Origin of the sequence: Pseudomonas petrae (assembly GCF_021728295.1) — a bacterium.
Lineage (GTDB): Bacteria > Pseudomonadota > Gammaproteobacteria > Pseudomonadales > Pseudomonadaceae > Aquipseudomonas > Aquipseudomonas petrae.
Genome location: NZ_JAKJXE010000014.1, coordinates 39,850 through 52,124, shown reverse-complemented (window position 1 = coordinate 52,124; position 12,275 = coordinate 39,850). Strand labels below are relative to the sequence as shown.

Genomic DNA, 12,275 nt, shown 5'->3' with positions numbered 1-12,275 from the left:
CTCACGCCACTGTCAGCACCGCCGCGCACATCAGGCCTCCGATGATGCCGAGGTGCTCCAGCGCGATCTGAAATTCCTCCATTTTTTTGGGTGGCTGAAGCTTCCAGAACGCATGACCCAACGGAATCGACAGCAGGGTGAATACCCCAAGCGCCCCGGCGCCCAGCCACCCCATACCTCGGAAATCACTGACCAGTAACGCGGAGCCGATTAACTCCGTGAGGATCATGAGCACCACGATAAAGCGCGGCCACGGCAGGTTCTCGCGGGCGATGGCCTGGACCATGACACCGAACTTAAAGACGCCAAAAAACCCGGCAATCCAGAAGAAGGACGTCAGCAGCAGGCGTGCAAACACGCTGAAGCCATCGCTGAGAAGAAGGTCGTGAATCAATGCAGGCATGGCAGGGCGCATCCGTTGAACGTGGGTCTGCACGGGATTGCGCAGATCAACCCGGACGCCTATTTTACGAAGCGGCCGACCATTCCCTTACTCGCATTGCACAGGCACTTCATTCATGTCTCGCTCGTCGCTGGAACCCCGTAAAGAACCCCGTCAGGCACGAGCCTTGGCGACGCAGGCGGCAATTCTGCAGGGCGCTACTCAGGTTTTGGCGGCCCATGGCCTTGCAGGTTTCAATACCAATGCCGTGGCCGAGCGCGCGGGGGCCAGCATCGGCACGCTGTACCAATATTTCCCCAACAAGGACGCGCTGATGCTGGCGCTGATTCGTGAGCAGAAACAGCGAATGCTCGTCGACATTGCTCGTGCCATGCGCGCGGCTTCGGGACGTAGCCTGGATGAGGCCGTGCGCCTGCTGATCCGCGGCCGGCTCAAGCATTTGCGCGACGGCGATACGGTGGCCGGGCTTTTAAGCCAGCAGGAAATGCGGCTGCCTATCCATGACGTCAGAGCCGACTACCTCGATCAAGGCTGCCGCGTGTTCATGGCGGGTCTGACGCATTGGGCCAGCGCAGCCCGGGGCATTGATCCGCAGCGAGCAGCGAAAACGGTTCCCGCCCTGGTGCGCGGGGTTGTCGAAAGCTGGGCCGATGCGCCACCGCACCGCCTGGAAATAGCCGAAGAGGAAGCGGTGCACAGCGTCTTGAGCTACCTTCGATATCAGCGCTCGGCTTGATCCCCTCGCAACTGTTCGACGAGAAACTCGACCATCGCCGCGACCCGACGGCTCGGATGGCTGCTCGAAGTGACGGCGTAGAGATCGACGTGGGGCAGGGCGAATGCGTCGAGGGCTGTCTCCAGCGCTCCGCTCGCGATCTCCTCTTCAACTTCCCAGCGGTTTTTGATCATGATGCCGTGGCCCTGCATCGCCCATTGTCGAAGGACGCCGCCGTCGTTGGCGACTCGATTGCCCGACACACGGACAGGTACCGTTTTGCCTTCGATCAGAAACGGCCACGAGGAGAAGGCGATGCCGGGTCGGTGCAGCAGCAGGCAATTGTGCCCGGCCAGTTGATCGGGATGGGATGGCTTGCCGCGAGCCTGCCAGTAGGCGGGGGCGGCGCAGATGATTCGCTGGCTGCGGATCAATGGCCGGGAAATCAGATTCGAATCAGAGAGGGGGCCGTTGCGCAGCGCGATGTCCAGATTGTTGTCGATAATGTCGAACAGGCCATCGCCCAACAGCAGCGTGATCTGAACCTCAGGGTGAATGTCCAGAAAACGGTCAATGATCGGCGCCAGTTTCAGTCGGCCGAAATCGTTGGTCGCGGTGATGCGCAGAGGGCCTTTGAGTGTGCGGCCCTGGCGAATGCCATCGACGGCGCTGCCCCAGTCGATCAGCAGCCGACGGGCGTCGGCGAGGAACTGTTCGCCTTCATGGGTGAACGTCAGTTTGCGGGTAGACCTGACAATCAGCTGAGTGCCCGCCCGTTCCTCCAGCTGTTGGAGGGCGAGGGTGACGGTCGAGGTCGCGACGGATTGCTGGCGAGCAGCGGCACTCAGATTGCCGGCTTCGGCGATGCTGACGAACAGGCGCAATGCGTCAAGGGTGTCCATGGCAGGCCGCCTTGGTAATGGGAGAAGGGTAAGCGTTGGACGATAGTTCGATGATCTCGAAAAGTCATCTCGAAATCAGCCGGATTATCAGCGGCGGGAAAATGATCAATGATGTTGTCATTCACCAGATCAGAGGGTTAGAAAGATGAAAATCGATTTTACGGGCCGTAAGGTGCTGGTCACCGGTTCAACCAGCGGCATCGGCTTCGCCGCAGCCAAGGGCTTTCTTGAGGCCGGCGGGCACGTGGTGATCAACGGCCGAAGCCAGGGCAGTGTCGACGCTGCATTGCAGCGGCTGGGCCCGTTGGCGGAGATGGCCATGGGTTTTGCCGGCGACTTGAGTGATGAGGCCGCCTGCCAGCAGTTGCTGGCACAACACCCTGACTTCGACGTCGTCATCAACAACATGGGCATCTTCAATCCTCAGGATTTCTTCGAGATTCCCGACAGCGAGTGGCAGCGGTTCTTTGACACCAACGTGATGTCCGGCGTGCGCATTTCCCGGGCGTACGCGCCTGGCATGGTGGAGCGCAAGTGGGGACGGATCGTATTCATTTCTTCGGAATCCGCGATTAACATTCCGTCCGACATGATCCATTACGGCTTCAGCAAAACGGCGCAACTGGCGATTTCCCGAGGCTTGGCCAAAAGGCTGGCCGGCACTGGCGTGACGGTGAACTCGGTGCTGCCCGGGCCGACGCTGTCAGAGGGCGTCGCCGAGATGCTCAAGCCCGACGTTGAAAGCTCGGGGAAAAGTCTGGAGCAAGTGGCGGCGGATTTTGTCGTTGCCCATCGCGGTTCGTCGATCATCCGCCGCGCCTCTCACGTGGACGAGATCGCCAACATGATCATCTACGTCAGCTCCGAGCAGGCGTCCTCAACCACCGGCGCGGCGCTGCGGGTGGATGGCGGTGTGGTTGACAGTATTTTTTGAGGAAGCTTCGGCCTGCATGATCCCGGCAGGACCGGCTTTAGCCGGGAAGAGGCCATTACGAGCGACCCCAGTGCTGTGTTGTATCGCCTGACGCCTTCCCGGCTAAAGCCGGTCCCACATCCGGGTTCGCGCTCTATCTCACTGACGGCACGCGGTGTTCCGTAGGACCGGCTTCAGCCGGGAAGAGGCCGGTTCGCGCACTGGAGTTTTCCGACAGCTCGGCATCGCCTGGCTCCCAGCCGCCGCCCAGCGCCCGGAAGGTCGCGACGGCGGCGCGGGCGTCGTTGGCGTTGAGCTGGGCCATCTGATCGCGGGCGCGGAGTAGTTCGCTGTCTTCGTCGAGGACTTCGATCAGGCTCACGGCACCGCCTTGATAGGCTTCACTCGCCGCCTGGCGGGCGGCGTACCGAGCGGAGATTTCCAGCGCCAGGTCCTGCCGCTGGCTTTCCAGCTGAACCAGGGTCACCACCGCGTTCTCGACGTCTTCGCTGGCGCGCAGCATCGACTGCCGGTATTCGGCCAGGGCCTGGGCATTGGCGCCTTTGGCCTGGGCGACCTCGGCATCGACGCGGCCGAAATCAAACAGCCGCCAGCGCAAACCGAGCATGGCCTGGGGCTGAAACGCCTGATCGGTCAGCAGCGAACCGCCGTGCAGGCTGTTGAAACCCAGCAGGCCACCGAGGGACAGCTTGGGGTAGAACTCGGCAGTGGCCTGGCCGATGCGTTCGTTGCTGGCGGCCAATCGGCGTTCGGCAGCGATCACGTCCGGGCGCCGACGCAGCATCTGACTGGGGGCAATGTTGGCCGGGATCTGCGGCACCTGGTAGCTGTCGTCCTGCGGCGTGTTGCCGGCGAGGTCCCGTGCATAAGTGCCAGGGGCGGCACCCATCAGTACATCGAGGCGGTTCAATTGCACAGCAAGTTCGGTGCGCAGTGGCGGCAGCGTCGTTTTCGCCTGCTGCAATACCGCTCGCGCCTGGGACGCTTCGCGCTGAGTACCCACGCCTTGGCCGAGGCGCTTGTCGACCAGATCGAGCAGGTCGGTCTGGTTGTCGATCTGTTGCTCTGCCACGCGAATCCGCTGCTGGGCGCCACGGATGCGCAGGTAGGCATCCGCCGCTTCCGCCGCCACCGACACCCGCACGCTGGCCTGGCTAGCTTGCGCCGCCTGTGCATCTTCCAGCGCCGCGCGTTCACCGCGCTTCAGCCCACCGGCAAGGTCCAGTTCCCAACTGGCGCCGGCGTCGATCGTGCTCAGGGTCTGGCTACGGTCGTAGCCGGGCTGATGACTGGCCAACTGACCTTGGGGGCTTTCCAGCGACTGACGCTGCCGCACGACCTGGCCGTCCAGGCTGCCTTGGGGCAAGCGTATGGCGCCGGCCTGCGCCGCCACAGCCTGGGCTTGATCGACGCGAGCCATGGCGGCGGCGAGGTCGAGATTTTGCGCCAGCACCGTCTGGATAAGCTGCGTCAGCTGCGGGTCGTCGAACCCTAGCCACCACTTTTCAAGGGTCGGCGCCGAGCGGCTGCCATTGCGATGTTGCAAGGCATCCTGGGCCATGAACTGTGCCGCTGCCTGATCATCGGGCCGTTGATAGTCAGGGCCGACGGCGCAACCGGTCTGCACGAGAGCCAGCGCGAGCGTCAGCGCCGCGAGGGGGAAACGCATTACGGGGAAGAAGGTTTTCATCGAAATATCCTCGACTGTCATCAATGGGCGTCGGCAGAAGGCTGCTGCGGCGGCTTGACCTTGTGCATCAACGGCACCATCAGCGTGGCGATGACGAAGCAGGCCATGATCATCAGAAATGCATCGGCGTAGGTCAGGGTTTGTGCCTCCCGCCAGGTCAGCGCCCACAGTTGCCGCAGCGCCACCTGACTGGCGTCGAGGCTGTTCTGTCCGAGGCTCTGCGCGCTGCCGGTCAACTGTTCGAGCCAGGTGTTCATCGGCTCGTTGCGGGTGTTGAGGTTCTCCGCCAGGCGCAGGAAGTGCAGGTTGCTGCGGTCGTTGAGCACGGTGGCGCAGGCGGCGATGCCAATGGCGCCGCCCAGGTTGCGCATCAGGTTGAACAGCCCGGACGCCAGCTTGAGCCGGTCCGGCGCCAGCGCACCGAGTGTCAGCGTCACCACCGGCGGCACCGCCATCTGCTGGGCAAAGCCGCGAATGGCCTGGGGCAACAACAGCTCTTTGGCGCCCCAGTCATGGGTGATCGGTGAGAAGTCCCACATCGACAGGGCGAACAGGGCCAAGCCGAACATCAGGATCCAGCGCAGGTCGACGCGGTTGGCGAGCATGCCGTAGACCGGGATCGCCAGCAGCTGGAAGATCCCCGTGGAAAACACCGCCAGGCCGATGTCGAGGGAGCCGTAGCCGCGCACTCGGCCGAGGAACAACGGCGTCAGGTAAATCGTCGCGAAAATGCCGATGCCGGTGATGAACGAAAACAGGCAACCGAGGGCGAAGTTGCGGTCTTTCAGGGCGCGTAGATCGACGATTGGGTCTTTGATCTCCAGGCAGCGCCAGATGAACAGGCCGCCGCTGATGGCCGCGATCCACGCCGTGGTGGAAATGGTGCTGTCGCTGAACCAGTTCCAGCGCGGGCCTTCTTCCAGGGTGTATTCCAGACAGCCGAGGAACACCGCCATCAGCGCCATGCCGATGTAGTCCGCGCCCCTGAGCAGGCTTGGGTCCGGCCGGTCGATTTTGACCAGCATAGGCACGGCGAAGGTGACGAACAGGCCGGGCACCAGATTGATGTAGAACAGCCAGTGCCAGGAGGAAATATCGGTGATCCAGCCGCCAATGGCCGGGCCCAGTGTGGGTGCAAGCGAGGCGATGGCGCCGATGGTCGAGGCGGCGATCACGCGCTGCTTGCCGGTGAAATACATGAAGGCGGTGGTGAACACCAGCGGGATCATCGAGCCGCCAAGAAACCCTTGCAAGGCACGAAAGGCGATCATGCTCTGGATATTCCAGGCCAGTGCGCAGAGCAGGCTGGCCAGGGTGAATCCTGCGGCCGAGACGGCGAACAGCCAGCGCGTGCTCATCACCCGCGACAGCCAGCCGGACATGGGGATGACGATGATTTCGGCAATCAGGTAAGCGGTCTGCACCCAGGCGGTGTCATCGGCGCCGGCTGAGAGGCCGCCGCCGATGTCCTTGAGTGACGCGGAGACAATCTGGATATCGATCAGCGCGATGAACATGCCAACACACATGGTGGCAAACGCGGCAACCTTTTGCGACGTGCTCAGGGTTGGCATCGGCGTGTTCATGGCTGCACCGCCACGGCAACGTCCTTGTGCTCAGGCGATTCGGCGGTGTCGATTTTCGCGATCACCGACAGGCCCGGACGCAGGGCGCCGAAGCGTGCGTCGGTGCCATCGAGGCGGATCCGCACCGGCACTCGCTGGACGATCTTGGTGAAGTTGCCCGTGGCGTTTTCCGCTGGCAGCACGCTGAACTGCGCGCCGGTCGCCGGGGCCAGGCTTTCGATGTGGCCGTGGAATTCGCGGCCCGGGAGAATATCCGCGCGAACGCTGACGCTCTGGCCCACTTGCATGCGCGCCAGTTGGTCTTCCTTGAAATTGGCATCGATCCACAAACCCTGAGCAGGGACCACCGAGATCAGTTGGCTGCCAGCGGCGGCATAGGCGCCGAGCCGGGCGCGGCGATTGCCGACATAACCGTCCACCGGTGCGCGCAATTCGGTGTAACCGATATTCAACTGGGCCTGATCACGCTCGGCCTGGGCTTGTTGCAGCGCCGCACGTGCCTGGCCGCGCTGGCTCTCGATCACGTCCAGTTGCCGGCGAGCGCCAAGCAGCCCGGCTTCGGCACGGGCGTGGTCGGCGCGGGCAGTCTTCCAGGTGGCGTCGACCCGTTGCGCGCTTTCGACGGACACCGCCTGGGTGCGCACCAGATTCTGATAGCGGGCGTGGTCGTCGCTGGCCCGCTGTGTTTCGGCGTCGGCGGCGTCCAGTTGTGCCTTGGCCTGATTGATCATTGCTTGCTGCAGCTGCTCGGTCGCATCCAGATTGACCAGCGTCGCTCGCTGCGCCGCCACCGCGCCGTCGGCCTTGGCCATCGCCGCCTGATAGTCGCGCACGTCGATGCGCGCCAGCAGATCACCGGCCTTGACGAACTGGTTGTCCTGCACCGCGACTTCGCTGATGTAGCCCGGCACTTTGGCGCTGATGACCGTGGTGTCGGCGCCGACGTAGGCATCATCGGTGTCCTCGATAAAACGCCCGGTCAGCCACCAATGGCTGGCATACCCCAGCGCGCCGACCACGGCGATGGCCAGCAGGCCGAGACGCAGCACTTTCTTGCGCCGGGAGGCCGCGGGTGGCGTGCTGATGGCAGGGTTTTCTGCAGCAGACTCGCTGACTGCATCAGGACTGGGACGGGTAGCGGCTGGCGGTGCAGACGTGGCGTGGGTGTCCATGGCGAAAGGACCTCGTGGGAATCAGTTAGGGAAGGGGCTGACCAGTGCGTCGTTGTCGCGGTAGACCTGACCGGTGCGCACACGCCATAAGGTCAACGCGTCGGCATCGGGGCTGATGTGTACGCGGTGGCCGTCGCGGGTGATGCGCTTGCCGGTGTTGGCGTCGATCAGTGCCAGGTCCACCGGTTGGCCGGTTTCCTGATCGGCGAGATACACCTTGTCGCCGGTGTTCGAGTGGCGTGTCCCCCACGCCATCAGGGTGAGAATCACCTGGCGCAGATCACGGCCGGCCTCGGTCAGGTGGTACTCGTGGCGCGGCGGGTTGTCTTGGTAAGGGCGGCGCTCCAGCAGGTCGTGGGCGACCAGGTCGTTGAGGCGACGGGTGAGGGTGTTGGACGCGATGCCGAGGCTGTTGATGAAGTCATCGAAGCGGCGCAGCCCGTAAAAGGCATCGCGCAGGATCAGCATGCTCCAGCCGTCGCCGATGTGTTCCAGGGCGTTGGCAACGGGGCAGGGCATGGGCTGGAAGGTGGCGCGTTTCATGGATTTCTCCGGTTCGATTACGCTGAATGACGACCATAATATTACACAGTGAATTTCATAATGAAAGTGACTCCGGGAAATGAATGATGCCGGTGGTCGGGTTCGTGTGCCTGGGAGGAGGGGCGATCGGCGCACCGTCGTTATCGACGGTGCGCCGAGTGCGTTTAAACCCGACTACGTGTTGCTGGCCGCGCGCTGGTCCAGCTCGGCGAGCTTGGGATGCGGCGCACGCTCATGCACGTGACTGTGGGCGGTGCGGTCGATGACCAGGCTGAGGATCTCCGGACGGCTGTAATGCCCGCGGCCGTCCATCTGGCGTTTGCGCTTGTCGATCTCCCAGAGGTCGAGGTCGGCGATCACTTCACCTTCGCCTTCGGTCAGCGAGCCGATGACTTCCCCCTGGGGGTCGATGATCGCGGTGAAGCAGCCGCCGGAAATGGGGTCGATCGAGGTGCCGGTATCGGCCATGATCTGCGCCTGCTGTTCCGGGTACAGCCAGGCGGTGGAGTTGACCACGAAGCAGGCCGATTCCAGGGCGTGCATGCGGATGCTGACTTCTATCTGCCGGGTGAACAGGTCGCCGGCGAACGAGCCGGGGTACATCGACGCGTGAATCTGCTCGCCATCCTCGATCAGCGCATAACGGGCCAGCGGGTTGTAGTGTTCCCAGCAGGCCAGCTGGCCAATCCGCCCGACTGCGCTGTCCACGGCGCGCAAGCCGGAGCCGTCGCCCATGCCCCAGATCATGCGTTCGTGATAAGTCGGCGAAATCTTGCGACGGGCCTGGATCAAGGTGCCGTCGGCGTCGAACAGCAATTGGGTGTTGTACAGCGTGCTGCCGTCGCGTTCGTTGACCCCGATCGAGACCACCATGTTGGCCTGTCTGGCCGCTTTGCCGATGGCGTCGGTCGCGGCCGAGGGGACGGTGACGGCCTGGTCGAGCAGCTTGTAATGCTCGGCACCCATTTCGAACGGCGTCTGCACGAACGAGAAGTAGGGGTAGTACGGCACGATGGTTTCCGGGAACACAGCGAACTGAACGCCTTTTTCACCGAGTTCGAGAATCTTCTGCACCACCTTTGCGACGGTGCCTTCACGGCTGTAGAGCACAGGGGCAATTTGTACGGCGGCAGCTTTGACGATGGTCATGGGGCTTTCCTCACGGGGGTTGGGTTTCAGTGAGGTCAGATTACAGGCGTCATCCCATGGTCGTAGGTCGTGGTTGCCACCTTTTCGGTCATATCAGGTCAGCTGTGGATGAGTGCGGGTGAAGCTCGACGGCGGCAGGCCGTACGCACGGATGAAGGCGCGACGCATGCGCTCGCGATCACCAAAGCCGGTCTCGGTGGCGACGACGTCGATGGAGCTGTGGCCGTTTTCCATCATCAATCGGGCCGCCTCGACGCGCAGGTTTTCCACGGCCTTGGCGGGGGATCTGCCGGTTTGGGCGAGGAAGATCCGGCTGAACTGCCGGGGGCTGAGATGGGCGACGTAGGCCAGCTGCTCCACGGAAAGCTCGGTCTTCAAGTGCTGGCGCGCGTAGGTCAGCGCGGCTTGAATTCTGTCGGTTTTCGGGTCGAGGTCCTGCATGACCGAGAACTGCGACTGGCCGCCGGCGCGCCGGTGATAGACCACCAGATGCCTGGACACCCGACGGGTGATTTCGCTGCCCAGATCGTTTTCCACAAGGGCCAGGGCCAGATCAATGCAGGCGCTCATTCCGGCGGCCGTCCACACTGGCCCGTCGTTGATGAAGATGCGGTCCTCGTCCACCTGGATGTCGGGGTACAGGCGCTGTAAGTCCGGTGCGTGGGCCCAGTGGGTGGTTACGCGACGCCCGGAAAGCAGGCCGGCTTCGGCCAATGCGGCGGAGCCGGTGCAGATCGACCCTACCCGGCGGGTCAGCGGGCTGGCCTCGCGCATGTACTGGATCAACCCGGCGGACGCCGGCCTGACCACGTTGTCGCCGAGGATCAACAGGGTATCGAAGCGGCGTTGGTCAAAGGGCTCGGTGTCGACGCCGAAGCCTGCCGATGACTGCACCAGGCCGCCGGTTTCGGACAGCAGTTTGACGGCATACACCTCGCGCTCGGCCATGAGATTGGCCACTTCAAAGGTGGCGGACATGGACAGCCCCAGCACCTGAAAGCCCGGGTAGAGGATCAATCCCACAGTCTGCATGACGTTTGCCCTGATCAACGGAACGGTGGCCTGCAAGACCTGCAGGCTGCTCCATCAGGGTTGTACGCTAAACACACCTCCACGCCAACGAAAACGGCGTACCTTGTGAGGACGCCGTCGGCAGTGAAACAGCGGCCTCTTCAGTGACCCGCGGGCGCCAGCAGAAGCGACAGCGGTGACAAGGGCCCCACGGGAATGAACTCGAAGGAAATAAGACCGGCCCGGTCCAGCGGCATCCTGGCGAAAATCGCTTTGGCCTCCTCGACGCTGGTCATGTTCAGCACGAACACCACCCCCAGTGTGTCGTTGCGCACGTTCCACTGTTCGATCTTGCCGTCCAGGTGCAGCTGCACGGTTTCGCGGACTTCCTGGGGCAGCACGGCGCCGATCGCTTCCTGGGTCGAGCCGGGTGTGATCGTGCCGATGGCGATGATTTTCGTGGTTGGCACCGTGGGCAGCGGGGCCGCCTGGGAGGTGCCGGCCAGGCTGAGTGACAAGGCGCTGGCGAGCAGCAGTCGGCGAAAGATCAGGTTCATAAGGTGTGCTCGGTGCGGTGGGCGAAGGGGTTCACGTTGCAGGGCGCAGCAGGGCAGGGGGTACGACCACGTCGACCTTGCCGGTTTCGACGTCGTAGACCATCCCGGTCACCAGAAAACCACCGGGCAGCTGCGTGTTGGCCTTGAGCGCGGCGACGTCGATGGCAACGGCTGCGTAGGGATCAGCGATGGCGAGTGTGTCGAGGTCCGCTATCTCGACGCCCAGGTTTTTCGCCAGCAACACCGGTGCGTGGGTCAGGCACGGCGTGATGCCACAGTCGGTGTGGTGCAGAACGATCAGGTTCCAGCCGGGGCCTACTTCCTTGCCCTGTGCGGCCGCAACGGTGCGCACGATCGCCATGCTCTGCAGCGTCGCCGGGTTGATGCGTCCGCCGACGTTGCGGATCACCGCAGCCTCGCCTGGCTTGAGGCCCAGCACATCGGCGGGGTCCACGCGGGGGTCGACGCAGCCAATGATGACGGTCTTCATCGACGGCATGATCTGCAACTGCGCATCGAAACCGGTGCTGGCGAACAGGGCATTACGTTGGGTGAGGTCATCGATAACGGTCATGGGGGTGTCCTTGGTCGACAATGGGTTCAGGCAGACGCCAGCATTTTTTGCGCAACGAGCGCGGGCTCATCGATCATCAGCCAGTGGCCGGCGTCGACGAAGCTGACGGATGCATGGGGCAGATGGCGTTTGAAGTCTTCGGCCATTGCGCTAGTGAGGTAGGGGTCGTGACTGCCCCAGAGGATGTTCACGGGGACGTCGAGTTGTTTCAGGTCGGCCAGGCGCGCCGTGTTGCGCCCGATTTCGGCAAACAGATCGGCCGCCAGCTGCACAAAGGCGCGGGCCGAACTCGGTTGCTGCGTGAAGCTGTTGATCACGATCGGCCCGAGCACGGCGGCGCTGTGGGCCTGGTGACGTTCGCGGAGGCTGGCCTGGAATTTTCCGAACTGGAAGTTCAGCAAAAAGCCCATCTGCTCGGGGCTCTGGATGATCTCGGCAGCCAGCGCGGCGAGGCCGGGCTGGGCAAACAGCTCGATCAATTCCGGCAGGCGCGCGGCGGGAGTGGCGCCGTAAAGCGTATTCAGCAGGCACACCCCATGAACGTTATCGGGGTGCTCCAACGCGAAATTGATCGCGGCGGGGCCTGCGGCATCGTGGGCAACCGGGACGATTTTGCCCAGCTGCAGGCCCTCGACCACCGCCTGCAAATCGCCCAGTTGCTGCTTGAAGCCGTATACCGCAGTGTCCTGTTTGTCCGAAGCACCAAAGCCCAGAAAATCAAAGGTCACCACGCGGCGGCCGGCCTGGGTCAGGTAAGGCACCAGGCCGTCGTAGATGTGCAGGTTGTCGGGAAAGCCGTGCATCAACACAAAAGCCGGGCCGGTGCCTGGGTAGTGCCTGGCATACAGCCGACCGCCCTCGCGGGCAATCCAGTGTTCGGTGTAGGGCGTCGCCATGGGCTGGTCAGAAATGCTCATCAAAAATCCTCACGGTCAGGGGTGCAGCCGAGCATGAGCCGGACCTGTCGAGGCCCGCGTTCATCCATCAACGCACCGACTACGGATGGGGCACCTCGGGGTTGGCCGGTGCCGATGTGAGA

The 12,275-nt window shown here is 63.3% G+C and carries 13 protein-coding genes; 2 read left to right on the top strand and 11 right to left on the bottom strand.

The genetic code is table 11. The features are described from left to right. Position 1: 1 nt before the first annotated feature. A complete protein-coding gene (locus L4G42_RS21445) occupies positions 2-403 on the bottom strand; it encodes a DoxX family protein (protein ID WP_237259657.1) in 402 nt (133 codons plus the stop codon). Positions 404-518: 115 nt separating this feature from the next. Here L4G42_RS21445 and L4G42_RS21440 point away from each other — a divergent pair, with 115 nt between their 5' ends. Continuing rightward, entirely contained in the window at positions 519-1,139 is a 621-nt protein-coding gene (locus L4G42_RS21440; protein WP_237253396.1) for a TetR/AcrR family transcriptional regulator, read from the top strand. On the opposite strand, the gene L4G42_RS21435 is transcribed toward L4G42_RS21440, so the two are convergent. Further along, entirely contained in the window at positions 1,124-2,020 is an 897-nt protein-coding gene (locus tag L4G42_RS21435; protein ID WP_237253395.1) for a LysR family transcriptional regulator, read from the bottom strand. The two genes, L4G42_RS21440 and L4G42_RS21435, sit on opposite strands and share 16 nt — an antisense overlap. 145 nt (positions 2,021-2,165) lie before the next feature. Between L4G42_RS21435 and L4G42_RS21430 the strand changes: the two genes are divergently transcribed. Beyond that, complete coding sequence (locus tag L4G42_RS21430; protein ID WP_237253394.1) at positions 2,166-2,954, top strand: SDR family NAD(P)-dependent oxidoreductase; 789 nt, start codon at positions 2,166-2,168, stop codon at positions 2,952-2,954. A gap of 133 nt (positions 2,955-3,087) precedes the next feature. Here L4G42_RS21430 and L4G42_RS21425 read toward each other — a convergent pair whose 3' ends face one another. The 9 genes from L4G42_RS21425 to L4G42_RS21385 all read right to left on the bottom strand — a co-directional run bounded on the left by L4G42_RS21425 (position 3,088) and on the right by L4G42_RS21385 (position 12,153). Continuing rightward, complete coding sequence (locus L4G42_RS21425; RefSeq protein ID WP_237259658.1) at positions 3,088-4,644, bottom strand: efflux transporter outer membrane subunit; 1,557 nt, start codon at positions 4,642-4,644, stop codon at positions 3,088-3,090. A gap of 20 nt (positions 4,645-4,664) precedes the next feature. Beyond that, entirely contained in the window at positions 4,665-6,230 is a 1,566-nt protein-coding gene (locus L4G42_RS21420) for a DHA2 family efflux MFS transporter permease subunit (RefSeq protein ID WP_237253392.1), read from the bottom strand. After that, positions 6,227-7,402 carry an HlyD family secretion protein gene (locus L4G42_RS21415; protein WP_237259659.1) on the bottom strand — a complete coding sequence of 392 codons (1,176 nt, stop codon included), beginning with the start codon at positions 7,400-7,402 and terminating at the stop codon, positions 6,227-6,229. The genes L4G42_RS21420 and L4G42_RS21415 overlap by 4 nt, the downstream gene beginning before the upstream one ends. Before the next feature lie 21 nt (positions 7,403-7,423). Continuing rightward, the gene (locus tag L4G42_RS21410) at positions 7,424-7,945 is read right to left on the bottom strand and encodes a winged helix-turn-helix transcriptional regulator (RefSeq protein ID WP_237253390.1); all 522 of its coding nucleotides are present in this window, start codon (positions 7,943-7,945) and stop codon (positions 7,424-7,426) included. A gap of 174 nt (positions 7,946-8,119) precedes the next feature. Then, the gene (locus L4G42_RS21405; protein ID WP_237253389.1) at positions 8,120-9,094 is read right to left on the bottom strand and encodes a nitrilase-related carbon-nitrogen hydrolase; all 975 of its coding nucleotides are present in this window, start codon (positions 9,092-9,094) and stop codon (positions 8,120-8,122) included. A gap of 93 nt (positions 9,095-9,187) precedes the next feature. Then, the gene (locus L4G42_RS21400; protein ID WP_237253388.1) at positions 9,188-10,126 is read right to left on the bottom strand and encodes a GlxA family transcriptional regulator; all 939 of its coding nucleotides are present in this window, start codon (positions 10,124-10,126) and stop codon (positions 9,188-9,190) included. Positions 10,127-10,266: 140 nt separating this feature from the next. Continuing rightward, positions 10,267-10,662 (bottom strand): hypothetical protein, encoded by a 396-nt coding sequence (locus L4G42_RS21395; protein WP_237253387.1) that lies wholly within the window; start codon positions 10,660-10,662, stop codon positions 10,267-10,269. Positions 10,663-10,693: 31 nt separating this feature from the next. Beyond that, a complete protein-coding gene (locus L4G42_RS21390) occupies positions 10,694-11,236 on the bottom strand; it encodes a carbonic anhydrase (protein ID WP_237253386.1) in 543 nt (180 codons plus the stop codon). 26 nt (positions 11,237-11,262) lie between these two features. Continuing rightward, positions 11,263-12,153, bottom strand: coding sequence for an alpha/beta fold hydrolase (locus L4G42_RS21385; RefSeq protein WP_237253385.1), 891 nt, complete (start codon positions 12,151-12,153; stop codon positions 11,263-11,265). Positions 12,154-12,275 lie beyond the last annotated feature (122 nt).